Here is a 23,425-nt window from a genome sequence, read left to right on the forward strand (position 1 = left end):
AGATGGCAACCCAAGACTTCGAACGTAAGACCAAAGAGATGATCGACGGCCTCAAGGCTGTCTGCGCCTCCTACGGGTTGGGAAACGATGGCAATGAGTTCAAGATCATCACACAGGTGTTCCTCTACAAATTCCTGAATGACAAGTTCGCCTATGAGGTCAAAAAGCTAGACGACAAGATCGCCTCAGCCGAGAACTGGGAAGCCGCAATCAACGACATGGACGCCGACGACTTCGAAATGTTGCTCCTGCAACTGCCTGCTGGAACTGCGCGTCTGCAAAGTCACCACTTCATCGCCAATCTTTTTGAGAACCAGAACGACGCGGATTTCGCGAAAACTTTTGACGATACGTTGTTTGATATCGCGGTTCAGAACAACGACATCTTTGCGGTGAAGTCAGACTCTGGCTCAAAAATGGCAATGTTTGATCGCATCAGCGTATATATTTCAGATGAGTCTAAGCGTGACGACTTTTGCCGCGCCATCATCAACAAGATCGTTGAATTTAGCTTCGAGCACATCTTCACTCAGAAATTCGACTTCTACGCGACCATCTTTGAATACCTGATCTCTGACTACAACAAGGACAGTGGTGGCAAGTATGCAGAATACTACACGCCCCATGCCGTAGCAAAAATCATGGCCGAAATCCTTGTCCCGCAGGATCAGCAAGGTCAGGTGCGTGATGTCACCTGCTATGACCCCTCTGCGGGCTCTGGGACGCTGTTGATGAACCTTGCTCACGCAATTGGTGAGAACCGATGCAGCATCTATTCACAGGATATTTCTCAGAAGTCATCAAGCCTGCTGCGCCTGAACCTGATCCTGAACAACCTTGTTCACTCCATTCAAAACGTGGTGCAGGGAAACACGATCCTGAACCCCGCACATAAGGATGGGGACGCATCAAAGCGTTTCGATTACATCGTGTCGAACCCACCATTCAAAATGGATTTCAGTGACTTTCGGGATCGCTTGGACACCAAGGCCAACAACGAACGGTTCTTCGCAGGCATCCCCAAAATCGCAGCCAAGAAGAAGGAGAGCATGGCCATCTACCAGCTTTTCTTGCAGCACATCATCCACTCTCTCAGCCCAAATGGTAAGGCCGCAATGGTCGTTCCCACAGGGTTCCTGACCGCGCAATCGGGCATTGACAAGAAGATCCGGCAGAAACTCGTGGATGAGCACATGTTGGCTGGTGTCGTCTCCATGCCCAGCAACATTTTCGCGACGACCGGAACGAACGTCTCCATTATCTTCATTGATCGCGATGCAGGTGAACAGGCAATCCTCATTGATGCCTCCAAGCTGGGAACAACTGTCAAGGAAGGCAAGAACCAAAAGACCGTTCTTAGCTCGACGGAAGAACTGACGATAATCAACACGTTCAACCAATCCGAAACGGTTGATGACCTATCCGTCGCTGTCGCCTCAAAAGACATCCAAGAAAAGAACTACTCGTTCAGCGCAGGTCAGTATTTCGAACTTAAGATTGAATACATCGACATAACTGAGGACGATTTCACCTTCAAATTGGGCGAGCATAAGTCGCGAATTTCCGACCTCAGCAGTGATGCGCAGGACATTCAGGAACAAATCGACTTTGGTTTGGCGAGGCTCAATCTTGACTAAAATAACCAAGCACAAGTTATCAGATCTCTACACGCTGGCATCTGGGATATCGTCGAGCAAGGATCAAGCAGGGCACGGTCAGCCCTTTTTGTCCTTCTCCACAGCGTTTAACAACGTTTTCCTGCCTGACACGTTGCCGGATTTAATGGCGAGTAATGCAAAGGAGCAGGAAACGCACTCCATTAGGAGCGGTGATGTGTTCTTAACAAGGACCAGTGAGGTTGTGGACGAACTTGCTTATTCTTCCGTGGCAGTAAAAGACTATCCATTGGCCACTTTTAGCGGCTTCCTGAAACGCCTCCGTCCCAAGGAAAGCGGTAAAGTCTACCCAAAATACATGGCGCTCTACTTACGTGGTCAGCTGTTTCGTAAGGCAATGGACAACAACGCCGTAATGACACTGCGAGCGAGCTTCAATGAGGCCATCTTCTCGTACTTGGATGTCTGGTTGCCCGACTATGAAAAACAGGTCGAAATCGGTGACTTTCTCTTCGCGATTGAGGAGAAAATCAAGGTAAACAACAAGATCAACGCCGAGCTCGAGGCGATGGCGAAGCTGATCTATGACTACTGGTTTGTTCAATTCGACTTCCCTAATGAGAACGGCAAGCCATACAAGTCATCTGGGGGAAAGATGGTCTACAACGAAACTCTTAAGCGTGATTTGCCTGAGGGGTGGGAATTGGTTGCGCTAGAGAAATATACGACCTTGCAGCGGGGAATTACTTATTCGGGTGCAGATACAGCACTGGGGGCAAGCTCAAGTAGTTTCGGAGTTCTTAGAGCTACAAACATTTCAAGTGAAACAATTGATCAAGAAAATCTCATCTACATTCAAAATGAAAGGCACCCCGACCCACCCCAAATAAAAAAGTTCGATATCTTGTTGGTAATGTCGAGCGGCAGCACAGAACATGTTGGGAAAAAGGCGATGTATTACTTTAACGAGCCATTATCGTATGGGGCGTTCTGTTCGAAAATTTCTCCCAGTGGCAGCCACCGTTTCTATGTTCATCAGTTTTTGAGAAGCCAATACTTCAAGTCCTATATTAAAAATCAGTGCTTAGGCACTAATATCAACAATCTGAACAATGGTCACATTAACAGTTGCCCACTAATAGACCCAAACAAAAATATTTTGGAGAGATATGAAGCACTTGCATCACCCATCTATCAAAAAATATCCATTAACCACACTGAAAACCAAGTGATTGCGGAAATGCGTGATTGGCTTCTTCCAATGTTGATGAATGGCCAAGTAGACTTAGGTAATTGAGTTCCTCACTTTTGCCTGGTGAGAAGCACGTGCATGGCGCGAGTTATTGGTTGAGCATTTACCACCTTTCTCTAGGCGCCGGTTTACGTGCTAGGTAGACAGGATGCGTCTAGCCTCACTTTCGGCTTTTGAGCCTTTGACCCATTGCCACGGGGCACGTGGTTTTCGGGTCTTGGCAAGTTCAGGGTTTGCCTTCGGGTCACTCACCGCAGCGCGTAGCTTTTCGCGGGCCTCGCGCGGGTCGATCTTGAGTTCTTCGCATAGGGCTTTCAGCGTGATAATGTCGGGCATGTCGATCTCCTAAGTTTCTGATGCAGATCGATAAGACGAGGTCGGCTCGCATGTCAGGGACAACCCCAAACAAATCCCTAGAGCGTACGGCGTTAAGCGCGCGTGGCCGCGTTACATAGAGCCAGAGGGCCTCGTGGCCGTGACGAACGACGTGTTGCGACGAAAGCGCCGTTGACGTCAGTGCTGGCCCCTGTGCGCTGCGCAGACGCCCAATGATCTAGGATTTACCCTGACGTCCATCACTGCTCGATCTTATTGCGCTGTTGCAACCGCAACCAGCAAAGGAGACCACAATGGTCATTCGGGCAACTTGGAAATTCAACGGACAGCAAAAGGTCATACTCGGAAACTGGCACAGGCTGTGGTGTCTGCTGTTTGGTCCGCTGTATTACCTGTTCAAAGGTATGTTCCTGTGGTCGATCTTGTCACTGATCACAGCCAACGGCCTGTGGATTGGCTTCCCGCTCTACAACCGCGCCATTGTCATGCGTCATTTCCACAAGAAGGGTTGGGTCCAAGAATGACGGACAGAGCGTCCAACCAAGCAGATTGCTACCCGTGTGGAACCCGGAGCATCACTTCGAAGTACAGCGCGATTGCGGACCACCTGAAAAGGTTCAGCTATTTGGCTCCGGCTCACGCCCGACAGACTGATACATAGTCCTCGGGTCGGTTCGGGCGTTCTGCCTATCGCCTATGGCAGCGCTGTACCAATGTGACAAAAAGGGGGATGGGGAGGCGTTTTTTTTAACGGGCGCGCTCTGTAGGCAGATAAGCGGACATACTGACTTCCAAGGTTTTGGCTCCCCAGCCGCTTTGCGCAACAACGCTCACCAGCAGTAACTTCGATAACTCAATAACCTTGGACAGGTGCGTTAGTTATCAGGTTATCGAAGTTATCGCTGGCGTCAGGTATCCGGGATGCAGTATTGCCCGCGCCCGCGCTTTTTGATCTCGCCGTCCTTGTGCATTTTGAACAGCAATTGCTTGACGTTGTTCTCAGGCTTGCCCAAGGCGTCGGCGATGTCCTTAGGCCCAATCGGTGACGAGGCATCAGACAGCACCGCAAGAATGGCCCCACGCTCCTCGGATCGTCGCACGTCAGACGCATCGCCAAGCACTGTCCAGCTGCCGCCATCAAATTCGAGGGCCTTTTCCATTTCCTCAATCTCGCGACCCCGCCCATAAAGGGTCACCCCTTGCTGCCCTCGCTGCAAAACGAACGCAGCATCCACCGCACCTGTAAGGCCAGTGGTTCCCGAAATTGTATCGAATGGATCGTCGCCTTGCATTTTCCGAAGATGGTGAATGACAAGAATGGCAACGCCCAACTCCCCTGCCATCACCTGAAGGGGCGATAACGCAGCGTAGTCGGCATCATACCCTTCGCCACGCCCTTGGGGTCGCACACCAGCAAACGTATCAATAATAATCAGTTTGGCTTGGTTGCCTTCAATCCAGTTGCGTAGCTCATCTAGCAGACCCTCATCCAAGCGTGGCGCACTTGTTGCAAAATGCAAATCTCGCGGCCATGTTTCTTCGGTTCCATAAAGCTGCTGCATCCGCCGTTGCAAGCGCCGGTGGTTGTCCTCTAGTGCGCAATAGAGGACAGCGCCCTGCTGGCATTCAACAGCCCCCAGCGCAAGGCCGCCGCTTGCCACCGCCATCGCAAAATCCAAGGCCATGTAGGATTTGCCGATTTTCGGTTTCCCACCGAGGAGCGTAACGCCTTCGGTAAGATAACCGTCTATGGCGTAGTGAAGCGGCGGAAAATTCTTCCTCTTTAGTGCGCTGGCGCTGATCGTTTTGATAGATTTTCTGGGCACGCCAGTTTTCGAAGATTTTGCGTTTTGTTTCCTGCGAGTTGATGAACTTAGTGTGGTCTCTTTTGGCTTGGGCTTTGGTCCCGCGGAACGATGTGGCTTTCTCATTGCTGCACCTCGACTTTTGCGATTATGCGCGAAATCTCGGTTTCGAGCGCGTTCATATCCTCGCCATATTTTTCGCGGAAATACGGGTTAGGCCATAAAACACTGGCAATCTCGTCGGGCGTAGCACCAGCCTCATGAAGATTGGCGACAATTGCGAAAATCCGATTTGACTTATCAGTTGCCTGAACGCGATTGTGCCGGATAAGATGCGCGGTCGAAGTACTTAACTTGCGGCGGTGCTTCCTTAGAACGTCGAGCGGCTTATGTGCGTATGGGTTAATAGAAAGCGCTTCGGGTTCGATAATGTCGCTGAGGTTCTGGCCAGATAGAAGTTTGGGACGAGCCGTGATCGGTTGCGGATCGAAATGCACCAGCGGGATGAATGGTTTGTCATATTCGGGCTTGTGGTTGAACGAACCCGGTAAACGAAGAAGTTTGTTCGCTGCGCTTCCGCCCTTGTCGCCTTCATACCGATACGTGAGCGCCTTCGAAAACGCTGACGCTTGCGCGGGAGTGTGAGGGCGGTCCCAGAACCAGAGCGCCTGAGTGCGACCGGGCGAGGTTTGCCACACCACGGACGGATTGGGTTTGAAGGCGAAGGGGTCGGCTCCATCCACGTCGCACCAGCCAAGGCGGGTCATATGAACGCCACCCAATCGACGACTTTGCCGCGCGTATACGTTGGGGCTGAAATATTGATCGTAGCGCTGCCTGTCGTAGCGACGCAGTAGCCTGTCGATCCTGATTGTCCCTTGCAGGACGACAAATTTGTCAATCATCCTCGACGTACCCTTTCGCCGGAAGCACAGGTTTCCGAACAGGACCGGACCGGGCAATGCCGGTGCATGCCAAAGGTCGGCTAGGAAGGCATACTGGTCTTGCAGTATGTCGCGTTCGGAGGCGGTTTCATTGCAAAGGGCTGGAAACTCGGTTCTTTTCTTGTGTCGTGTCATGGAAGTGACTTTCTATTGTGCGCACCACAAGACGCACGCGGAAGCGTGTGGTTGAAATGCGGTGGCAATTGGGGGAGCGCCGGTTAGTATTCGGCGTAATGTGTGCGGGTGCGCTCGGCGGCGCGGTCAGCGAGCCAGTCCTCAAGGTCTGATACAAACCACGCGACTGTGGTCCCAGCCATCCTGATACGCCTCGGGAACCGTCCTTGCTTTTCCCAGCGCAAAAGAGATGTGTTGCTCACATTAATGCCAAGGCGCTTCAGATCGTCGCGCGTGGCTAAGGTCTTGCGACCGTCGATAATTTTCATAATGGTCCTCCATCGGTTGAATGAAGGGGCGCCCCATTTTGTTACATGAGAGTTCTATTTCTCCTGTAATTGCAGATTAGCAGGGGCGCGGATTGTAGTCGCGGGACACAAATCAGGGGTTTTCGTCCCAGATCGTTTCAGATTGCACGCCGAGGTTTTCAAGCAATTCTAGGATGTCGATGATGGTGCGGTTGTGAGGCGCATCAGGATCAAGTAGCGCTTCAATCTGGGCCATTTCTTGATTTGTAAGTGGAGTACGAGCCTTCCTGCGCAGTCGGTCTTCAAGGTTTTTTTCACTAGCTGCTGAACCGGCCAATTCCTGAAACTCCCGAGCACCCGTTCGAATTGGCTTCGGATCGCGTGTGATCTCCGCCTCCCATTCGGGCGTTATCTGTTTATCGCCTCTTTTCGCAATCGCACGACGCAGTCCGTTGAGTTCGCCCTTTCGATTGGCGTCAAGGATTTTAAAGAGTGCCAAATCATCAAATGCATCAGTTCGCCCACGCGTCCTTTTTTCTCCAAACAGCGCAGCACGAACATCCGCCAGCCGATCTTCTTCGCGTGTCCTATCGGGATGTTCATGTGCGCGTATGATGCTGAGAAGCAGGAGATCAACGTGACGCTTTCGCAATTTTGGTTTCGGGTGCGTCATTTTTTGACCTGACCAGTTTCATTACGTGTTGTGACCAAATGCTGAGAGCCTCGCGCTTTTCGTCAGCGTATGAATACACATTGTAGATTGCGGCAACGCCCGAGACCACACCCGTCTTATGGTTTAGCAACGCTTCGGTCACGGGTTGTGGAACGCCGAGTTGGGCCATGTTGGTGGACATCGTGCGGCGCAGATCATGCGGGGTCCAAGGTTCGGCATCTTCTGGAAGCGAATTGTCGAGGCGCTTTTTCAACCGGCCAAACCCAGAAATAGGTGTGGTTCCTTTCGTAGTGAACACGAAATCCGAACCGAGAAACTTCGGCACACTGCGCAGCACGTCCAGCATCGCGCCGGTGATTGGTACGGTGTGTTGCCTGCCGTTTTTGGCGCGTTGCGAAGGCAGGGTCCAAAGGCGATTTTCAAGGTCGAGTTCAGACCAGCGCATCTCGGCGACTTCGGCGCGCCTTTGACCACTTAGGATCAACAGTTTCATGCAATCCCCGAATGGGTAGCCTTCGTCATCACAGGCCTCCCAAAGCACACTAAGCTCATCGTCCGACAGCACGCGCTCACGAGGCTTTTCTTTCGACGGAGGTTTCATTCCGGCAATGGGGGAAGCGTCGATAATGCCGCGCTCGACACTCCAGCTCATCAGATGCTTGAGATGTGCCAATGCACGGTTCACGCCGATTGGCGCAGAGTTCTGAATTATGTCGCATGCTTTCACCACATCTGCGCGTTTGATCTCGTCGATCCGTTTTTCGTGCAGGGTTGTAAACTTAGCCAACTGAGCTTCTTTGCGCTCGTGGTCGCGGTTGTGAACTTTGGCATACTTCTCAATGTAGTCAGGGATCACGTCGCCCAGCGTCGGTTTCGCTTCGACCTCTATGCCGGTGTTCTGTTCGAACTTGCCTGTTTCCACTTCATAGAAGACTTGCCGCGCTCGTTCCCGAGCGTCGTTGAGAGAAAACGGCCCAAACTGGCCGATGGTCAGTCGCTTCATTCTCCCGTTTATGCGCTTGTGAAAGCTGAATGTCTTGGAGCCGGACTTGTTCACGCGAAGGACCAAGCCGGGAACCACTGTGTCACGGTAATCTTCCCGCTTGGCTGGGTTTGGCTTTCTGGTCTCGATGAATTTGGTGGTGAGTTTATGTGTCATGGGTCCATGATAAGAGATCCGGAAACGCCGCGTCAGGGACAATCCTAGACGACGTGCGCCGATCCGTTGAGTTTTGGGATGGTGTGAGTGTTGCAAAACTTTCAAGAAATTCAGGTTGGCTTCTCTGCTGGTAGCGAAAGCTTCGTTTGACTTGGAACCGTGTTGCCTATCTGCTTAATTGGGGGCAGATGTTAAATTGATTGTTCTTTTGCTGCCGAGCAAAAAAAATCGAATTTGAAATGGTATGAAATGGAATGGTCCGATTGGCTGACGCTCTCTACTGAGAGTTTTCAGGAACGCTTAAAAAGACGCTTAGATCACCCGATCTCCTTCAAAGATTTTGTCTCATTGTACAACGCCTTGGTTGGTGTCGCCGAAAATGAACCGGCTCGAGTCGCGAGCATTGCAGCTAAGATCGCTGAAATCGTTCTCGAGCGATCTAAAGTTCAAGAAGCCATACTTTTTTGGGAAATGAGAGCCAGAGTTTGTATTCAATTGGGTGATCTTTCTGGAGTACTCGCGACACTTAACAGGATGGCTGATGAGGACGACTCTGATGACACACGTGACATCGTGGTCGAATTGGCCGAGGCTGCGAGTGAGAACTCCGATAATTTTGGTAATAGTTTGGATCAACGACCCAGGGTTTTTGCCGGTGTCATGGAAATATTTTCCCGATTTGGATTGAAGGAACGAATTGCCAAACTCCATCTTGAAGCAGCTGCTATATATTCACGTCATGGCCAGAGCCAAGCGGCCTATCGAAGCCTTTCAGATGCGGAAGAGATTGCAGTGGGGGTTGAATCTCAGCGCTTGCTCGCTGAGGTTTACACCATCACGGTGTTGGTTGCTTGCGAAGAGGGCGATCACGACTGGGCTACCCGCGTGGGTGATAAAGCGCTGGACCTGTGGAGCGATTTAGCTGAGCAATCCCCTATCTCTCTACTTAGCAACATGGGACTTGCCCGAATGCGGACGGATGACGCTGAGGGAGCCCAACGCTATTTTAGAAAAGCTTTGGCGGCTCAACCCGAGGACGATCTTGCTGCGCAAATAAATACTAATTTGGCAGTGTGCCAACGGGTTGATGGTCGACTTGATGAGGCTCTGAAGACTATCCTAGAAGCTGAAGCAAATCTGGCAACAGTACCGAATTTAGAGGCTCGCCTCGAAGTGGCGTTGGTCGCCGGACGGATATTGCTCGAGCTAGACAATTGCGCGGATGCTATTGTCAAACTCAAAACCGCCTCAAAGTTGTTGGATTGTGTTCTATTTCCGGTTCTGAGGCTGCACCATCGGCGTGGTTTGCGTGAGAGATATATCCCAAGAATTGAAGGGATGCTTGCTAGTCTTCCATCTGAAGGCAAGGCGGAAGATGTGCTTCCAATGTTGGCTACGGTGAGAACCAACGCATTGGCAGATTGGTTGTCCATACTAGATTGGGCAAGCGCTGCGGTCACTCGGTGCGAAATTGACGAGAAAGAGTCCTGCGCTCTACATGACGTGATGCAAAAGCTCCGTAACTTTGGCGCTCCACATCTATTTGGTTTTCGGGAGAAATACGACGACGCATGGAGTCCTATGAATGGAGGCGAAGCATGGGATGAATTGGCTACAATTTCCCTTCATTTAGAAAACCTTGGCGTTTTGAATGGCCCTACTGAGAGTTCCAGCCTCAAGGTTATTTTAGAAACCTGCCATTGCCGCCTTAAGCAGGGTCACACTTTGATGTTCATGACTTATGCTAACGATAAACCAATAGTCTGGTGCATAGTTGGAGAGAAGTATCGGTCCGTCCGAATCCCATTAGAATTGCTGGTAAAGTGGAAGAAGGCTTCGCTTGATCATGCATCGAACAGCATAAACAGGTCCAACTTCAATGGTCAAATTTTGGAAGTGTTGGAAGACTTTAGCCGCTATTTGGACCCGCTTTTGAATTGGGTATCTATCGAGGGCTCTCAATCTATCCGCTACATCCAAGATTTCAGCGATAGCCTTCCATTGACCTCAATTGCGCTGCGCCATGCAGGATGTGCGGCCCGCATGAAGCATGGAGACTTCCACGTCCGAATTGTTTCAGCTCTTTATCCCGCAATCGATGACGAAGACGCAGTCTCCACTATCGTTTCAATCTCCAGTCCCAACGATGAGTTGATGCTGTCGCCGTTCGAAGGAAGTATTTTTGCTGTTGAGTGGCCATCGATAGTTGATCAAAAGTTTGATGCGGATGACCACAAGGCCTTAAAGGCCTTGGAGTCGGCAGATGTTGTGTTGATTTCTTCTCACTCAGCTCCTTTCCAATTTTTTACGGACCCTTATTTCGCCACAATGGGGGGGAAGGGAAGCAGACACATCATTGGGGTAGAAGCATTGCAAATGCACGCGCCTGATTTTCAAGCCCGCCTTGTGATGTTGAATGCGTGTCACTCAGGCTCTGGTTTAGCCAGAAACTATCAAAGGCGTTTCAGATCGTCGGACTTGGTGACTTACCCGGCACTTTTTACGCTCAACCGGCGCGCAATAGTTTCTGCGGGTGCTTGGGCTATGAGTGATACGGTGTCCTTCCTTCACACAAAATTGACTTCAGACGGTCTCCGAAATGGGATGAAGCCGTTCAAAGCACTGGCCAGAAGTATCGCCACGCTACCTCATATAACAAAAGCAGAAGCTCGCACTATTTTATCGGAAGTGCCGGACGATAACGCTCGCGAGGAAGCCCTCAAGAGAATTTCATCAGGGCCAAATAAAGGTATGTTTAGTCAGCCATATGTATCAGGCGGTGTTGCAATACATGGCCTACTTTGAGCCATATGGGGTCACTACGAGATTTAAGCTAAAAAACTGAGATCTTAGCAGTTTCCGCGGTTTGATACTGTAGGAAATGGAACTTGGGTAGTTAAGAAACAGGAGGTGGTTCAAATGGCAAAGCGGCTAAGGTTTGAGGAATTGTTTGGGACCGGCTTTCGGTGGCCGCATGATGGAGACGACCCCTTTGATCTTCCAGATGAAGATCAACAACAGGTCGCAGTGGCTGCAGATGACTTCTCGCGATTTTTCCTGATGAGAGACGGCTATCGGAAATCGGCGGACGCCCTTGTTCAGCAAGCCATCGAAGATTTCCGCGAGGCCGATTATCTGGTCTTCCCAATAGTTTTTTTGTACCGGCACGCACTCGAGTTGAACCTCAAATACATCATAAATCATTATGGTCATCACGTTGGCGTTGATCCGATCTGGAACACACACGAGTTTGAAAGATTATGGCCCAAGTTCCTAGAAGTACTGGACGGGTTTGGGACACAAGACCCGGACCAAGCTAATCGGATCGTAGGAGGTATTATCGCCGAGTTTGGCAACTTGGACCCTCGTTCGTTTTCCTTTAGGTACCCTAGAGATAATCAAGGCAACCCAGTGCCTCTAGCCAAGGATCGATTAGACTTGATCCGGTTGAAAGACGTCATGGACGGCGTTTTCGGCTACTTCAGCGGCGCTGATGGGTACCTGTCCGATCTGGTGAACGCTTGAAAGTGGTCCACCTAGCAATCAAGGTTCGGGTATCATGGGGGTAGCAGGAGCAGCGTGCTTGAATGCTCCGGCATGAGACGGGTCGAGACGATCTGCCAAGTGCAAAGGTCAAGGTTTTCAATTGGCTACGTTACGGGTTGAGCTATCCTGAGACAGTTCGTTTGGATCACAAGGATAATTGAAAATCCTCGTGTCGGTGGTTCGATTCCGCCCCCGGGCACCATTTAACTCTCTGATATAATTGAGTTTACCGCTCATGTTCGATCCTCACTTTGGTTAGGTTTGACGCTTTTCGGCGAAGGTTTGACAATCTTCGCGCGCCTTTCGTTTTTTTTTTCCAGCATCTCCATGGTCTGGCGGTTCTTTTCGGCAAGATTTGCCGAGCGGGAATAGTGTCGCGCCATGGATGGTGTCTTCTGTCCTAGAAGGTCTGCGATACGGCGTTCATCAAGGCCAGCTTCGCGCAGGGTGGTTGCTACCGTGTGTCTCAAGCCTTTGAGTGTGAGGCCTGGTGCGATCAGGCCTTCTTCTTCCAATTTGATCTTGAAACGATGCCAAACTGTTGAAAACCCGTTGTAAGTCCATGCTTTGCCCCGCGAACTGGCAAGGACCGTTTCAGCCGCATGCTCTGGAAACAGGTCTAACGCCGCCTGCAAAGTGGGGCTGATCGGAATAGCGACTTCTTCGCCGGTCTTGCTGCGCACGCCCCAAATAGTATCGCCGTCGAGCTGATCCTTGCGTAGATTCAGCGCGTCCGATGGATCGAGGCCGGTATTCATCATCAAAGCAAGTGCTACGCGCACATGAGGTTTTGCTCTTGGCAGGACAATGTCCCGCTCTTCGATGCTCCAAGGTCGGTTTGCATAGGCAAGATCACGCGGACGGCGCTTTGGGATTACGTCTTTGGCGTAATTGGCCGCGATAAGTCCTTTTGGGATATTATACTTGAAAACCTCACTCAATAGCGTGCGCACCATGTTCGCTCGCCGCCAGCCAATCTTCTTAGCAGCCTTGTCATGGATACCTGAGACAAGAGGGGTGTCGATTACATGTATCGGCGTGTCTTTGATGGTCTTTAGAAAATCGGCGCAATCTTGATAATTGCCCCGCGTTATCTCAGCGAGGCTCTGAAAATGCTCCGTTTCGAAATAGTTCTGAACAAGTCCTCCAAGTGTGCCTACTTTAGGTGCCCGCGCCTTTTGCGCCTCTGCAATCGCACGAATAGTTTCGCACTCGGCGAAGAACTCCGCAGAGCCGATTGGAAACTTCTCAAGATCAATCTTGTGGCCCGTTTCGCGGTGATAACAACGCATCTTTCCATGCCGGTCCCTGAAAATCTTGAACCCTTTGACGCGTACCATGGTCATCAGAGTCGGCCCAAGATTTCGTCCCGCGTCTCAGTCACAGAGCCAGATTTCACACCGTCGATCCAAAGATCGATGTCCTTGCGATCCCAAAGTAGAGTGCCCTGTTTGAGTTCAACTGGGCGCACCGGACACGTTGCCTTGAAGTATTTCACTGGCAAACCCGTGTAGCTCGCGGCCTCAGATTGCTTCATCATGCGTTTGTCGATCACGCTGATATTTAGATTGGTGGTAGCCATCGTGTCCCCCGTCAGTTTGCAGCCGTTCTCTCGCTTTCGCAGCTTTTGACTTTGGTCGCGTTCCTCTGGAACCGCTCCCAACCAGTCATAGTTAAGCGCTTCGTTTTTGCAGAGATTTCAACAAACTCCAGTTTTCCACTGTTCATTAACGCGCGAACTTGCGCTGCGCTTAGACCAACCATTGAACCAAGTTCTTTGGGCGATAGTAGTTTCTCTTGAGCCAAACCTCTCTCCTTTTCATTAGAAAGCGTGAATCGGGTTGATTGTGCGCACGTGCCGTGTTCCGATACGTAAACAAAATGAATAACGCTCATTTGTGCGTATAGCATTCATATGAACGTAAATGCAAGTGGAATGCCGCAACGATGGCTGATCGTCCGTATGACTACTTAAGCGCCCTTGGTGCGCGCATAGCCATTGCGCGAAACGAATTGGCGGTATCGCAGGCGAAAATGGCCGAAGTGCTTGGCATCTCGCTCAGAGCGTATCAGAGCTATGAGCTTGGCAAGCGCTCGATCCCAGTTGAGGCGCTAGTAAAACTGCATCGAAAGTTCGATGTGGATCTGAACTGGATACTGCTTGGCGCAGAATCCGTGCGGCTTGAGCACGATCTCGCCAAATTGGAAGAATTTGAAGTAGCGTTGGATAAATTCTTGTCCGACAGCGAAACTAAACTGAAGAGTGAAAAACGCGGGGCAATAGCCGCACGTTGGTATCGGTCCTTCCTTGAAGGAAAGGAAATAGCAATGGATGACGTCCACACGTGGATCGAACTGTTGAGGGAGTAGAAATGAACCTGAGGCAACCTGAGGCGTGGCAACGCCACCAACTTGCTGCAACCGAACGGATGCAGGCTGACATTGCTCGTTATACGCGACCAGTAATGAACATCACCTGTACCTGCTCATTGTTTTATCTAATGACCTGGGGGCCGCTTTGCGCTTTTTGGGTTGCCGGGGAGATGCCATGGCTTCCTATGATCGGAGTGGCCATCTCCGGTATCGTCATAGCGCTATCGTTTCCAGCTTTCGCATTGGCGCTCGGTATAGAACAATATTTTTGTCATCGGCTTCGCAAACTCCGGTCGTCGACTGGAGCAAACACCACGTTATCCAATTGAAAAATAAAGGTTCGTTTTGGAAATGGTTTAGCATTGGCAAGAATTGTGCCTGCGTAGTAGCTTGAACGAATTATCGACCAAGGATCCACCGTGACAGATTTACCAAATAACGCCGTTGGCGGCACTCCAGATCGAATAAACATATCCGAGTTGCTGCTAGATGAAAGCAATCCTCGTTTTGGAGAGCTTGAGCGCGGAGTAGAGCAATCCCAACTTGTGGATTTGATAATCGACAAGTTTGGGATCGAAGATGTCGTTAGTTCACTGGCAATGAACGGCTTTTTTGCCGCAGAGCCGCTTGTTTGCGTTCGGCGTGCTGACGGTAAACTTGTGGTCAAAGAGGGGAACCGACGTCTTTGTGCGTGTATCGTCCTTACCGGAGACGCTCGAGCGGTACGCCAAGAAAAGTTGACTAACCGCGTTCAGAAGGCTTGGACCGAAAACGGAAGTCCCGCGATTGAACCGATTCCCGTTCTAATTTTTGAGCAAGATGGACCGGCAGCCGAGACAATGCTGTCCTACTTAGGCGTACGCCATATTGCCTCAGCCCAACCTTGGGACTCATATGCTAAAGCGTCTTGGGTTGCGAAAATCACAGATGATACTGGCATGCCGGTTTCTAAAATTACTGAAATGATTGGGGACCAACACAGCACGGTTGTTCGACTTCTAGAAGGATACCGGTTCATCCGTCAGATGGTTGAAACAGGGCATTTTCAGCCAAGCGATAGCCAGAAACGAGGCAGAGGCAGCGTTTCTGAATACCCATTTTCTTGGGTTTACACCATTTTAGGATACAAGGCGACGAGGGACTTTTGCGGTCTGCAAGATAAGGTATCTGATAAGCCCAACCCCATCCCAGAAACCAAGCTTGGAAACGCGGCTACAGTTGTTCAAGCAATGTTTGGTGACAGGAAAACAGGCCGTAGCTCCGCGATCGTCGACTCCCGCCAACTGGTAGACTTAGCCAAAGCACTTTCGGATCCTGATAAAGTGGCGCTTCTCAAGACAGGTAGCGATCTAGTCACTGTTTTGGACAAGACAAAACCAATTGAAATCAAACTCGAAGAAAACCTTAGCAAAATCCGGTCAATACTCTCGGACTTGGTAGCATCCGTTTCGGAAACGCCGCCAGAAATTGAAACTGCAAAACAGCACCTTGGCACATCCGTGAAAGTCAGATCTTCAGCTTCTGACTTAGCTAAACGTCTAAAAGAGATCGCGGACAAGGAATTCGAAGAAGATGACGACTGATCACTCATTTTTTTTGAGAGGACACCTCCTCAAGGTTTCCAAAGATGCCGATCAAGCTGAACTGGTGGCGTTGAGGTTAGGGAAATCTCGGGCAACTTCTGGTGTTCGGGATGATTCAATAGCTGATACGCTTGAAGAGAGCTACGCGGCAGAGGATGGGCTTGGTGAGGAAGCGTGGCAGTCTCTCGAGACTTCTATGGATACGGCGTCTTCGCAAATTCTTGAAGAGCTAGAGCGGCGTTCGAAGGCGCTTGGCGAACTTTATCCATTTCGATTGGACGGAGACGTTTTGACTTACGAGCAGTCGGACTCTCTGGTTTATGAGTTTCTGCTTTGCACATCACTTACACCGAGTCTGACGACAGGTCGTTTTAAAGATTTCCCTCGTCAGTTCGAAAGGCTTGCAACAGTACTGACAGCCAATTTTTTAGGGCCAAATACGGGCCACTGTCACATAGGTTTTCCGAATGAAAACAAGCGGTTTAAGAAGGCGGTAGGCGTTGCGATTGCGAACAGTGGTGAGTTACGTTGGCAACCTGATGATGATCTACCAGACGAAGGTCCTCGCCAGGGAGACGAAGGTGTCGACTACATCGTTTGGAAAGATTTTGGATGTGGAAGAGCAATTGGACAGCCCTTTTATTTTGGTCAATGCGCTTGCGGCAACGATTGGGACGGCAAGTTGAACGACGTCTCAGAAAAATTCTTCAAGTGGTTCTCGACGCTTAAGGTAAGCCCAGCTAAGGTTTTCGCGGTTCCATTTGTGATACCAGACAACAAGCTCAAAGAAGTCGCGCGGGACGCGGGGATCGTAATGGATCGGCTTCGCCTCGTGCGTGCAGTGGCAGCGGGGGAGCATTTCGATCTAGATTTATGGAAAGAAAAATTGTTTGAAACAATGTGTTTGGTCGCCGCTGCCTAAGATGCGTAATCCAAATTCTGAATAAGCGCCTATCTGTTGAAGAATCCTTTGAAAGTAGGTTTGGTGTAGGAAAGAGGAAGCTACCTGTGCCAACAAAAGTTATTGAATTTCATGGGTTTCAGCCACTTACCGCTGAAAGCAAAGAATTTGCTTCGCGGAGATGGTGCCCGTTCGTCGATGATAAGTGCAAGAAATCGCAGAGTGGTGGTGCCTGTGCACTTCAAGCACCTAATGCCAATCCAGTCATCATTTGTCCAAATCGGTTATACGGCAATCAGTTCGAGGTCATTTGGCGCATTGCTCGACAAACGTTTGGCCGTGATACTGATTTGCTCACTGACTTAGAAGCGGAAAACCGACGCCGGAATGGAACGTTAACCGGGCGTGAAGTGGTTGTTTTTGGGCAAGGCTACAGTGGCGAAGTCGGTATCAAGGCACCATCGGCCGAGGGGGAGTCCGGGTCGTTTAAGGTGGATTTCTTGCTTACGTCTGTGGGTCCTGATCTGGAACCTTTGGCAATAGTAGCGGTCGAGGTGCAGACCATTGACACCACCAATAGCTACAAGAAAGCATCAATAGACTATTACGCTGAACAACCCCATCCGAGCAAATGGGGAGAGGGGGGTACAAACGCCGGTTTCAACTGGGAGAACGTGACTAAACGTATCTTACCGCAGATTATCTACAAAGGGCACGCACTTCGCCGCGAGAAGTTGGCACTTCATGGACTATTCTTTGTGCTGCCAGAACCTGTCTTGCAGAAAATCCGAACTCGCATTGGTAGCTCATTGCTGGAATACCCGAAGGGCCCTGGCACTGTAACATTTCATTCCTACCAGCTGGCTGAGTCCTGGTCGGGGGCAGAACGACCGATAGAACTTGTCACCGAGTTTACTACGACTGTTGAACAAATCGCTTTCGCATTTGTTTCGCCCCAAAACTTGCCGCCTTTAGGTATCTATGAAGATACAATCGCAGCGAAGTTAGCTGCGTTAAGCCGGAAGACGGCTTTGTAACCTCAAGTATGGCAGTTAACCCATAGCGACTTGACGTTCTGGGTGGCCTTCTGAGCTGGCCTCAGCGGTCAAAATTGCTTTTCCGATACATTTTCCTAGAAGCGGAGGCACGGCATTACCTACTTGAACAAATTGCTCTGTTCTGGGCCCAGAAAAGTGAAACCAATCCGGAAATGATTGTAACCGTGCTGCCTCACGAACGGTGATGCTACGATCCTGCTCTGGATGGATGTAGGCACCCCAATGGATATCACACTTGGTTAGAACGGTGCAGGATTGGCTCTCCCACTTCATTCGGCCATATCGCTTTGTGTGATCGCTTCGCTTCGCACGTTTCATACCTGCGGGTAAGAGTTCAAATGGTACATCTCGCCAGCTCCCGCCTTGAGGAATGTGCTTCATACGCTCCAAGTTGATCGCACCCAACTTTGAAGCCGAGTGATTGTGAACCTTTCTAGAACCCTGCCGCAATTCAATTTGATACGCAGACGAAGCTGGGATTCGGTATTTGCTAATCCCTTTGTCTTCTCCGTTCGCCAAAACCGGCAAGTCGTAGAGTGCATCTCTAATCGTAGTGAAAGCCTTTAGGTCTTGCCCATGGGTTTTCTCAGGCCACACAATGGGCGCACCAACTCGATTGCCTATGAAGACAACACGTCGACGTTCTTGTGGGACGCCATATTCTTCCGCGCGCAAAATTTGGGCTTCAACGTTGTACCCCAAGCTCCGAATGCCAGCCAAGACGGCTTGGAAAGCTTCGCCCTCTCCTGCAGACATAATACCAGTAACGTTTTCCATAACCAGCCATTTGGGCATTAGGCCTTCAACAATTCGCAGGTACTCTTTGAAGAGGTGACTCCGTTCATCATGCATACCGCGTTGGTGATTGTAGACTGAGTAGCCTTGGCAAGGTGGTCCACCTGCAAGGACATCTAGTTCGAATTTCTTTAGCCCCGTCGCTTCCAGAAAATCTTGCGCTGAAAGTTCAAAGATCGAGCCCGGCAGGAACCTTGCCTCCGGATGTGTTGAGGCGAAAGTTGCTCCCGCATGCAGGTCAATATCGTTTCCAGCCAAAACTTTGAAACCAGCTTGACGCATTCCTTCAGACAAGCCTCCTGCACCGCAAAAGAGATCGATTACCGTTGGTCCGCTCATAGAACACCTGCCATCAGGAAACTTTGTAGAGACATTTGGGGAAGCACCCGCATACTGATCGCCCTTTTTTTCTTCATACAATCAGTTGTGTCGCCGCAAATCAATATCATCGCCACTATTGCCCCTATGTTCTCAATTTGTTCTTATCGTTGATCTGTCAATTCAGCAATGCCATACGTTGCCAATACAACTGTTTTCCAGTTAGCGCTCAATGCGTCATCCCCCTGTCCATCTCGACCTCCCGCGCTTCTAGCTCTGTCTCAGCCTCTCTTCGGCGTCCTTCGCTAAGCTCAAGCTCCTGCTCAACTGTTCGTCGAGCGTCGCGTAGCTCGCTTCCTCGTTCAACAATCCACGCAATGCTTTCAGTGACACGGCTTGCGAACGAATGAGCAGCGTCACGCATTGTGCGATACCATCCATCTGGCGCTGCATCTTGGTCGTCGAGCGTTCCTCTAACCCGCTCAATTCCTTTGCTGAGACCTCGCAGGCCGTCACCAACCGCTCGACGCAGGCGAGCAAGTCGCGTTCTAAGGCTGTCAGGGGTGTCGTCATCTAGTTCTCCTCGATCTTGATGCATGTCACTGATCTGCCGCCCATCGTGCAGGTTCTCAGGCGCGTCTTGGTCGGGTCCAGTACCAGCCATGTCCCGTCCTCCCTGTCGATCCGTGTCAGGCCCAAGTCCGTCATCTCGGAGCTAGTCAGCAGCAGCGTCCAGAGCAAGCTCGCGGCCATCATCGAGACGATCCCCGCCAAGAACGTGCCCGTGATCAGCCAGGGCGAGATCGTCAGCCAGCTCTTGTTCTGTCGCAGAAAGGTGCGGGTATCGCTCTCGATTGTACGCTGCGCGCTGGTCGCAATGCTGTTCAAATCGGTTCTGAAGCTCTCCAGCTGGGATGCCATCGAGGCGGCGTAGTCCTGCCGGATCGTGTCCAGTTCCGCGTTCAGTTTCTCGCTCAGTCGAGTCGGCTTGCCAGTCTTCATGGAATATCTTTCCTTTCAAACGCCAGCGCTCGCCGGTGTCGGGGTCTTGGGCGGTCAGGTAGGCTTTGCCCGCGCGTGGGATATCGAAGCCTGCATCGACGAGCGCGTCGAGCATGCTTGCGCGGTCAGTGATCAGGCCGACGCTAATCTGGTCTTGCAGCCACGCGTGCAGCTCGTCTCGTCCCTGAGCGCGGGTCGGGGTTTCGATGGTGTCACGGACCTCTTGCGTGCGCTCCAGCTCCATCGGATCTGCCCAGCCGTGGCGCTGGTTCATCACGTCGCGCAGGCTGTCGAAGGCCTTCTCAAATCCGGGCGGCGCTATGTTAAGACTGCGGCCCGAGGTCAGCTCCAAGCGCGGCGTGCAAAAGTGAAGCTCGACGCGGTCTTCGTGGGTATGTCGGACCCAAAGCACGTCATATTGCGTCGGGTCCAGCCCCGCGAAGGCCAGACGCTCGAAATGGTCCATGACCTCGGCCTGCTGCTCCTCGGTCGGGGCATCCTCGGCGGCAAAGCTAATCACGCCCGCGCGGTAGGTCCACTGGTGGCGGCTGGCGTCGATGAGTGCTTCGGTGCGGTCGGGATTGCCGCGCAGGACCTCCGGTAATGGTTCGCGTGTGACGGTCATCGGTTGGCCATCTGCATCGCGGATCAGGTCGCGGTTGTCGTCATGGGCCAGCACCTTGTCCGCCACGAGGTAGCCAACCGGCCCTGCGCCCGCGCCTTTGCCGTTGCGGAAGAACTTGATCAGCATCTGCGCGCGGCCTCGACGATCTGGGCGAGCTGGCGTTCGATGGTCAGCAAGCGGCGGGCAACGGTCAACGCGTCGAGGTCGACACGGCCCGCGAGCATCGCGCGGTTCAGCCAGCGCGCGATTTGGTTGAGGTTGCCCCCGATGCGCCCGACGGCCAGCACAAGCGCGGGGTCAACGCGGGGGATGGGCTTGCGACGGCGGGCCTCCGTCAGGCCAAGCGCCTCGCGCAGCAAGGTCGCAGCAGGCAGGCCAGCGGCCTCAGCTTTGGCGCGCAGCTGGGCCTTCTCGGACGTGGTGCACCGAAAGACAAAGGTTTCGGTCAGTGGCTCTTTGGTGCGGGATTTCCCCGCGCCTGTGGGGTTCGAAGGGGAGGCGTGCCGCCCCTCGCAAGGTCCCGTGTCAGCAGCGCCAGCGTATGACATGGGTCGCCTTGCTGTTTGCTCTTCTGTCGGATCGGTTGCGGTCATGATCTGAGGCCTGCGGCTTGAATTTGCGCCTCTGTCACGAATTTTGAGGCGAGCAACGCCGTGACTTGGTTGCCCGTGATGTGTTTGCACATCGGGCTGCGATCACTGATCCAGCAGGCCAGCCGTTTGTGGTGGTCAACCTGCAATGCTGCCGCCTTTTCTTTGTCTTCTGCCTGCTTCTCAACATAGGCCTGCCAGCGCCGCAACTGAAACCAGTTGTCGGAAAAGCAGACCTTGGAACGGGTGAAACCTGCGCTCTCGGTTGCGTAGGCTTGGACGGCTTGCCGCAAGTCCTCCGGCTTGATCCCCTCCTTCATGGCCTCTCCGATCTGGGCAAGGCAGGCCGCTTTGCTGCGAAGCCGGTCTGGTGGATATGCTGCCAAAATCTTCTCATCTTCTTCATCCTCCGCCGCCTCGCGCTTGCGCGTAGGTGGTTTATGGATGGTTTTAGGATGGTTTGGGGGCCGTGGTGGCCCCGGTACCCCGGCCACTGTGGCCCCCGTACCGGGGCCAGGCTGGACGGGGGCCACTGTGGACCCCGTCTCAATCTTGGGTTCCAGCGTAGGTTCCAGCGCTTCGACCTTGGCCAGATCGATCCGGTAAACAACGGTAAAGCCGTTCTTGCAGGTGCGTGCGCCGGTCTCGACCAGGATGCCTTCCTTCAGGAACTCACGCACGGTTCGCTTGACGGTGGTCTCCCCCAGCTCGGTGTGACGCTGAATTGTTCCCTTAGAACACCAGATGCCGGAGCCGTCGTCGCTCGCCTTGTCAGCAAGAAACATGATAATCTGTTTGCGCGCCGCGCTACCGAACTTCCGTTCCGCGCATGTGTTCGCAACTCGCCAGCTCATTGGAGAGCCTTGCCGAGGGAGTTTGACAATTGGCAGCTAAGTATTTGAATTCCTGTAGGGGGTTTGACACCATTTACGATAGTAACCGTTTGATTGCGCTGGATAAGCGCCGGATTGAAAATCCTCGTGTCGGTGGTTCGATTCCGCCCCCGGGCACCATTTAAAAATCATTAAAATACTCTGTCGACTTCCTTCTGTGTCAGTGGGAAAACACGCTCGCGTAGCGGCGTCAAATTACACAATATTAGCAATGTTGGAAAATCGTCACCTCCCAGCTTGATAGGACGGCCGTGCCTTTGGGCGGGGGTCCTCCAACTGTTGAAAATGCACAAGCCAGTGAGAAATCAGATTGATTGGATTGTCTGCGGGGGTAAGGCTTCAGAGGGGCAAACGATCATCAATGTCTACTATTTAACTGCACCGGCGTGGCAGCGTTGGGGCACGCCTTCATATACTTGTAAGCGACGCCCGCATGACGATAGAAACGTCCAGCTGGCGGGTCACTTTTTCAGATCGTTTCTCAATCAATCCGACCAAGCTTTGGGCTGCGATGCGACCCATTTGACGATGGGGCACATGCACAGTGGTAAGAGCCGGAAAAACGTGCTTGGCCAACTCGATATCGTCGAAGCCCGTCACTGAAACATCGCCGGGTACATCAAGATCCAGATCGCGCGCCTTGGAAATGGCGCCAGATGCCAGAACATCGTTTCCGCACATTACAACTGTTGGTTTTTCGTCGGCTTGCATCAATTCGGCAAAAGCTGCCGCGCCGTTCTCTGTTTCATATGGGGTTTCAATGACGGGCAGGGCAGCCAGATCAAAACCGTGCGCCTGCCAGCTGTCTTGGATACCGGCCAACCGTCCGGCGGCGCGGTCGTTTCCTTCGGTGATGCCAGAAATCACAGCAATCCGGCGGTGCCCCATTTCAATGACACGATCCGCTAAAAGCCGCATCGATGCGCGGTTGTCAAACCCGACTGAGGCATGGCCCTTGTCCGGCATAGAGGCCCAAGCCAGCACAGTTGGAATGCCACGTCGAGCAAGGTAGTCATAAACGGCCTCGTCCCGTTCATAGCCGATCAACAGCAGGCCATCGGCACCACGTGCCACAAGTTCCCGAATTTGCTGGGCTTCCAGTTTCGGTTGATAGGCGCTGCTAGAGACGAGCAGATTGTACCCTTGCTCAAGCAGCGTTTCCTGAAACGCTTGCAGCCCACGTGCGAAAATCGCGTTCTCCATCGTTGGGATAATTGCGCCAATTGTATGTGACTGTTTTGCTGCCATCGCACGCGCATTGAAATTGGGCGTGTACCCAAGTGATTCGACGGCCTCCATCACTTTTGACAGCGTTTTGGGTGACACTTTTTGCTTTTCATTCAAACAACGCGACACCGTTGCGGTCGAAACGCCTGCAGCATTTGCGACATCATCCAACGTGGGAATGTGCGGTGACACGTGCATTTACAGTGGGTTCCTTGGAATATCCTGATGGTTCCAACGTATGATAACAATCGATGTTGTAAAAGATGTAAGCGCTTGCAATTTATATTTGTAAGCGCTTACACTGGGG

23 protein-coding genes are annotated in these 23,425 nt (G+C 51.9%); 9 read left to right on the forward strand and 14 right to left on the reverse strand.

Annotated elements, in window-relative coordinates; all coding sequences use genetic code 11:
* The first annotated feature begins 2 nt into the window (after nt 1-2).
* Complete coding sequence (locus tag ASD8599_RS05270) at nt 3-1,637, forward strand: HsdM family class I SAM-dependent methyltransferase (protein ID WP_108827564.1); 1,635 nt, start codon at nt 3-5, stop codon at nt 1,635-1,637.
* Nucleotides 1,630-2,913, forward strand: a complete 1,284-nt coding sequence (locus tag ASD8599_RS05275; protein WP_108827565.1) for a restriction endonuclease subunit S — start codon at nt 1,630-1,632, stop codon at nt 2,911-2,913. Before ASD8599_RS05270 ends, ASD8599_RS05275 begins: the two co-directional genes overlap by 8 nt.
* A 90-nt stretch (nt 2,914-3,003) precedes the next feature.
* Here ASD8599_RS05275 and ASD8599_RS05280 read toward each other — a convergent pair whose 3' ends face one another.
* On the reverse strand, nt 3,004-3,204 hold the full coding sequence (locus tag ASD8599_RS05280; RefSeq protein WP_108827566.1) for a hypothetical protein: 201 nt from the start codon (nt 3,202-3,204) through the stop codon (nt 3,004-3,006).
* A gap of 293 nt (nt 3,205-3,497) precedes the next feature.
* Between ASD8599_RS05280 and ASD8599_RS05285 the strand changes: the two genes are divergently transcribed.
* Complete coding sequence (locus ASD8599_RS05285) at nt 3,498-3,728, forward strand: hypothetical protein (RefSeq protein WP_108827567.1); 231 nt, start codon at nt 3,498-3,500, stop codon at nt 3,726-3,728.
* A gap of 384 nt (nt 3,729-4,112) precedes the next feature.
* Here the strand turns inward: ASD8599_RS05285 and ASD8599_RS05290 are convergent, their stop codons facing one another.
* The 5 genes from ASD8599_RS05290 to ASD8599_RS05310 all read right to left on the reverse strand — a co-directional run bounded on the left by ASD8599_RS05290 (nt 4,113) and on the right by ASD8599_RS05310 (nt 8,207).
* Nucleotides 4,113-5,135, reverse strand: a complete 1,023-nt coding sequence (locus ASD8599_RS05290) for an AAA family ATPase (RefSeq protein ID WP_108827568.1) — start codon at nt 5,133-5,135, stop codon at nt 4,113-4,115.
* Nucleotides 5,132-5,914, reverse strand: coding sequence for a DNA-primase RepB domain-containing protein (locus ASD8599_RS05295; protein ID WP_245925930.1), 783 nt, complete (start codon nt 5,912-5,914; stop codon nt 5,132-5,134). Before ASD8599_RS05295 ends, ASD8599_RS05290 begins: the two co-directional genes overlap by 4 nt.
* A 257-nt stretch (nt 5,915-6,171) precedes the next feature.
* Nucleotides 6,172-6,396 carry a helix-turn-helix transcriptional regulator gene (locus ASD8599_RS05300; RefSeq protein WP_108827570.1) on the reverse strand — a complete coding sequence of 75 codons (225 nt, stop codon included), beginning with the start codon at nt 6,394-6,396 and terminating at the stop codon, nt 6,172-6,174.
* Between the two features lie 112 nt (nt 6,397-6,508).
* Nucleotides 6,509-7,048 (reverse strand): hypothetical protein, encoded by a 540-nt coding sequence (locus ASD8599_RS05305; RefSeq protein WP_146188191.1) that lies wholly within the window; start codon nt 7,046-7,048, stop codon nt 6,509-6,511.
* A complete protein-coding gene (locus ASD8599_RS05310) occupies nt 7,008-8,207 on the reverse strand; it encodes a tyrosine-type recombinase/integrase (protein WP_108827572.1) in 1,200 nt (399 codons plus the stop codon). Before ASD8599_RS05310 ends, ASD8599_RS05305 begins: the two co-directional genes overlap by 41 nt.
* Nucleotides 8,208-8,456: 249 nt before the next feature.
* On the opposite strand from ASD8599_RS05310, the gene ASD8599_RS05315 reads away from it, so the two are divergent.
* Together ASD8599_RS05315 and ASD8599_RS05320 are read left to right on the forward strand one after the other, a co-directional pair.
* Nucleotides 8,457-11,012, forward strand: a complete 2,556-nt coding sequence (locus ASD8599_RS05315) for a tetratricopeptide repeat protein (protein ID WP_108827573.1) — start codon at nt 8,457-8,459, stop codon at nt 11,010-11,012.
* A gap of 114 nt (nt 11,013-11,126) precedes the next feature.
* A complete protein-coding gene (locus tag ASD8599_RS05320) occupies nt 11,127-11,732 on the forward strand; it encodes a hypothetical protein (protein ID WP_245925931.1) in 606 nt (201 codons plus the stop codon).
* A 254-nt stretch (nt 11,733-11,986) separates the two neighbouring features.
* Here ASD8599_RS05320 and ASD8599_RS05325 read toward each other — a convergent pair whose 3' ends face one another.
* Together ASD8599_RS05325 and ASD8599_RS05330 are read right to left on the reverse strand one after the other, a co-directional pair.
* Nucleotides 11,987-13,099 carry a tyrosine-type recombinase/integrase gene (locus ASD8599_RS05325; protein ID WP_108827574.1) on the reverse strand — a complete coding sequence of 371 codons (1,113 nt, stop codon included), beginning with the start codon at nt 13,097-13,099 and terminating at the stop codon, nt 11,987-11,989.
* The gene (locus ASD8599_RS05330; protein ID WP_108827575.1) at nt 13,099-13,335 is read right to left on the reverse strand and encodes a hypothetical protein; all 237 of its coding nucleotides are present in this window, start codon (nt 13,333-13,335) and stop codon (nt 13,099-13,101) included. The genes ASD8599_RS05325 and ASD8599_RS05330 overlap by 1 nt, the downstream gene beginning before the upstream one ends.
* 365 nt (nt 13,336-13,700) lie before the next feature.
* Here ASD8599_RS05330 and ASD8599_RS05340 point away from each other — a divergent pair, with 365 nt between their 5' ends.
* From ASD8599_RS05340 to ASD8599_RS05360, 4 genes are all read left to right on the forward strand, one after another.
* Nucleotides 13,701-14,123 (forward strand): helix-turn-helix domain-containing protein, encoded by a 423-nt coding sequence (locus ASD8599_RS05340; protein WP_108827577.1) that lies wholly within the window; start codon nt 13,701-13,703, stop codon nt 14,121-14,123.
* A 422-nt stretch (nt 14,124-14,545) separates the two neighbouring features.
* Nucleotides 14,546-15,709, forward strand: coding sequence for a hypothetical protein (locus ASD8599_RS05350; protein ID WP_108827579.1), 1,164 nt, complete (start codon nt 14,546-14,548; stop codon nt 15,707-15,709).
* Complete coding sequence (locus tag ASD8599_RS05355; protein WP_108827580.1) at nt 15,699-16,631, forward strand: hypothetical protein; 933 nt, start codon at nt 15,699-15,701, stop codon at nt 16,629-16,631. The genes ASD8599_RS05350 and ASD8599_RS05355 overlap by 11 nt, the downstream gene beginning before the upstream one ends.
* An 86-nt stretch (nt 16,632-16,717) precedes the next feature.
* Nucleotides 16,718-17,647 carry a NotI family restriction endonuclease gene (locus tag ASD8599_RS05360; RefSeq protein ID WP_181364412.1) on the forward strand — a complete coding sequence of 310 codons (930 nt, stop codon included), beginning with the start codon at nt 16,718-16,720 and terminating at the stop codon, nt 17,645-17,647.
* Between the two features lie 15 nt (nt 17,648-17,662).
* On the opposite strand, the gene ASD8599_RS05365 is transcribed toward ASD8599_RS05360, so the two are convergent.
* From ASD8599_RS05365 to ASD8599_RS05385, 6 genes are all read right to left on the reverse strand, one after another.
* Entirely contained in the window at nt 17,663-18,802 is a 1,140-nt protein-coding gene (locus ASD8599_RS05365) for a DNA cytosine methyltransferase (protein ID WP_108827582.1), read from the reverse strand.
* Between the two features lie 249 nt (nt 18,803-19,051).
* The gene (locus ASD8599_RS20380; protein ID WP_245925932.1) at nt 19,052-19,354 is read right to left on the reverse strand and encodes a hypothetical protein; all 303 of its coding nucleotides are present in this window, start codon (nt 19,352-19,354) and stop codon (nt 19,052-19,054) included.
* Nucleotides 19,355-19,496: 142 nt separating this feature from the next.
* Nucleotides 19,497-20,534: a relaxase family protein gene (locus tag ASD8599_RS05370; RefSeq protein ID WP_245925933.1), complete on the reverse strand. Its 1,038-nt coding sequence runs from the start codon at nt 20,532-20,534 to the stop codon at nt 19,497-19,499.
* Nucleotides 20,528-21,001, reverse strand: coding sequence for a plasmid mobilization protein (locus ASD8599_RS20385; protein WP_245925934.1), 474 nt, complete (start codon nt 20,999-21,001; stop codon nt 20,528-20,530). Before ASD8599_RS20385 ends, ASD8599_RS05370 begins: the two co-directional genes overlap by 7 nt.
* Nucleotides 20,998-21,852: a hypothetical protein gene (locus tag ASD8599_RS05380; RefSeq protein WP_108827583.1), complete on the reverse strand. Its 855-nt coding sequence runs from the start codon at nt 21,850-21,852 to the stop codon at nt 20,998-21,000. The genes ASD8599_RS20385 and ASD8599_RS05380 overlap by 4 nt, the downstream gene beginning before the upstream one ends.
* A 447-nt stretch (nt 21,853-22,299) precedes the next feature.
* Complete coding sequence (locus ASD8599_RS05385) at nt 22,300-23,316, reverse strand: LacI family DNA-binding transcriptional regulator (protein WP_108827584.1); 1,017 nt, start codon at nt 23,314-23,316, stop codon at nt 22,300-22,302.
* Nucleotides 23,317-23,425 lie beyond the last annotated feature (109 nt).

The sequence above is a fragment of the Ascidiaceihabitans donghaensis genome, assembly GCF_900302465.1.
GTDB classification, from domain to species: Bacteria; Pseudomonadota; Alphaproteobacteria; order Rhodobacterales; family Rhodobacteraceae; genus Ascidiaceihabitans; species Ascidiaceihabitans donghaensis.

Bases quoted from the DNA above. Each gene is read 5' to 3' on its own strand.
- ASD8599_RS20385 (WP_245925934.1), bottom strand. From the start codon at position 21,001: ATGACCGCAACCGATCCGACAGAAGAGCAAACAGCAAGGCGACCCATG.
- ASD8599_RS20380 (WP_245925932.1), bottom strand. From the start codon at position 19,354: ATGACGACACCCCTGACAGCCTTAGAACGCGACTTGCTCGCCTGCGTC.
- ASD8599_RS05315 (WP_108827573.1), top strand. From the start codon at position 8,457: ATGGAATGGTCCGATTGGCTGACGCTCTCTACTGAGAGTTTTCAGGAA.
- ASD8599_RS05320 (WP_245925931.1), top strand. From the start codon at position 11,127: ATGGCAAAGCGGCTAAGGTTTGAGGAATTGTTTGGGACCGGCTTTCGG.
- ASD8599_RS05385 (WP_108827584.1), bottom strand. From the start codon at position 23,316: ATGCACGTGTCACCGCACATTCCCACGTTGGATGATGTCGCAAATGCT.
- ASD8599_RS05285 (WP_108827567.1), top strand. From the start codon at position 3,498: ATGGTCATTCGGGCAACTTGGAAATTCAACGGACAGCAAAAGGTCATA.
- ASD8599_RS05325 (WP_108827574.1), bottom strand. From the start codon at position 13,099: ATGACCATGGTACGCGTCAAAGGGTTCAAGATTTTCAGGGACCGGCAT.
- ASD8599_RS05340 (WP_108827577.1), top strand. From the start codon at position 13,701: ATGGCTGATCGTCCGTATGACTACTTAAGCGCCCTTGGTGCGCGCATA.
- ASD8599_RS05280 (WP_108827566.1), bottom strand. From the start codon at position 3,204: ATGCCCGACATTATCACGCTGAAAGCCCTATGCGAAGAACTCAAGATC.
- ASD8599_RS05380 (WP_108827583.1), bottom strand. From the start codon at position 21,852: ATGAGCTGGCGAGTTGCGAACACATGCGCGGAACGGAAGTTCGGTAGC.
- ASD8599_RS05330 (WP_108827575.1), bottom strand. From the start codon at position 13,335: ATGGCTACCACCAATCTAAATATCAGCGTGATCGACAAACGCATGATG.
- ASD8599_RS05295 (WP_245925930.1), bottom strand. From the start codon at position 5,914: ATGATTGACAAATTTGTCGTCCTGCAAGGGACAATCAGGATCGACAGG.
- ASD8599_RS05300 (WP_108827570.1), bottom strand. From the start codon at position 6,396: ATGAAAATTATCGACGGTCGCAAGACCTTAGCCACGCGCGACGATCTG.
- ASD8599_RS05305 (WP_146188191.1), bottom strand. From the start codon at position 7,048: ATGACGCACCCGAAACCAAAATTGCGAAAGCGTCACGTTGATCTCCTG.
- ASD8599_RS05355 (WP_108827580.1), top strand. From the start codon at position 15,699: ATGACGACTGATCACTCATTTTTTTTGAGAGGACACCTCCTCAAGGTT.
- ASD8599_RS05310 (WP_108827572.1), bottom strand. From the start codon at position 8,207: ATGACACATAAACTCACCACCAAATTCATCGAGACCAGAAAGCCAAAC.
- ASD8599_RS05365 (WP_108827582.1), bottom strand. From the start codon at position 18,802: ATGAGCGGACCAACGGTAATCGATCTCTTTTGCGGTGCAGGAGGCTTG.
- ASD8599_RS05270 (WP_108827564.1), top strand. From the start codon at position 3: ATGGCAACCCAAGACTTCGAACGTAAGACCAAAGAGATGATCGACGGC.
- ASD8599_RS05290 (WP_108827568.1), bottom strand. From the start codon at position 5,135: ATGAGAAAGCCACATCGTTCCGCGGGACCAAAGCCCAAGCCAAAAGAG.
- ASD8599_RS05370 (WP_245925933.1), bottom strand. From the start codon at position 20,534: ATGCTGATCAAGTTCTTCCGCAACGGCAAAGGCGCGGGCGCAGGGCCG.